General features: G+C 47.9%; 2 rRNA genes. Both read right to left on the minus strand.

The window, feature by feature from the left end:
* Positions 1-333 (minus strand): 23S ribosomal RNA (locus L4D19_RS30350); the annotation flags it as partial.
* A 332-nt stretch (positions 334-665) separates the two neighbouring features.
* A 16S ribosomal RNA gene (locus tag L4D19_RS30355) occupies positions 666-847 on the minus strand; the annotation flags it as partial.

Raw genomic sequence — 847 nt, forward strand, 5'->3', positions numbered from 1 at the left:
CTACGGGGCTATCACCCTTTRCTGCTGTGCTTTCCAGCACATTCGCCTAACACTCAACTAGCTTAAGGGCTAATCCGGTTTCGCTCGCCGCTACTGCCGGAATCTCGGTTGATTTCTGTTCCTCGGGGTACTTAGATGTTTCAGTTCCCCCGGTTCGCCTCGCAACGCTATGTATTCACGCTGCGATACCTGCTTGTGCAGGTGGGTTTCCCCATTCGGAAATCCCAGACTCAAATGGCTCTTACTGCCTAATCTGGGCTTAACGCAAGTTAGTACGTCCTTCATCGCCTCTGACTGCCAAGGCATCCACCGTGTACGCTTAGTCACTTAACCATACAACCCCAAGAGGTTTCGTATGTTCAAACAACCAAGGTTTGTGTGCCTCCTTCTCTACATGAAAAGAGTGGGGGCACATTGGTTTTTCGCCGGACTCTTACACAAGACACTTGAATGTGTATTGCTTGAGAACTCGTTTCATCTCTCGATGAAACATTTTAATTCAATTGTAAAAATTGAATTTACTAGTCAGCTTTCCAGATTGTTAAAGAGCAAACGCTAAAAGCGTTAATCAATAACCGAAGTCATTCATTAGCGCTTTTGCTATTTCTAAAACCATTTCACCAAGCAATCTGTGTGGACACTGCATCAAACAAGCAGTCTATCGTTAAGGAGGTGATCCAGCCCCAGGTTCCCCTAGGGCTACCTTGTTACGACTTCACCCCAGTCATGAACCACACCGTGGTAAACGCCCTCCCGAAGGTTAAGCTATCTACTTCTGGTGCAGCCCACTCCCATGGTGTGACGGGCGGTGTGTACAAGGCCCGGGAACGTATTCACCGTAGCATTC

This window comes from Photobacterium kasasachensis (genome assembly GCF_050336885.1).
In the GTDB taxonomy this organism is placed as follows: Bacteria; Pseudomonadota; Gammaproteobacteria; order Enterobacterales; family Vibrionaceae; genus Photobacterium; species Photobacterium kasasachensis.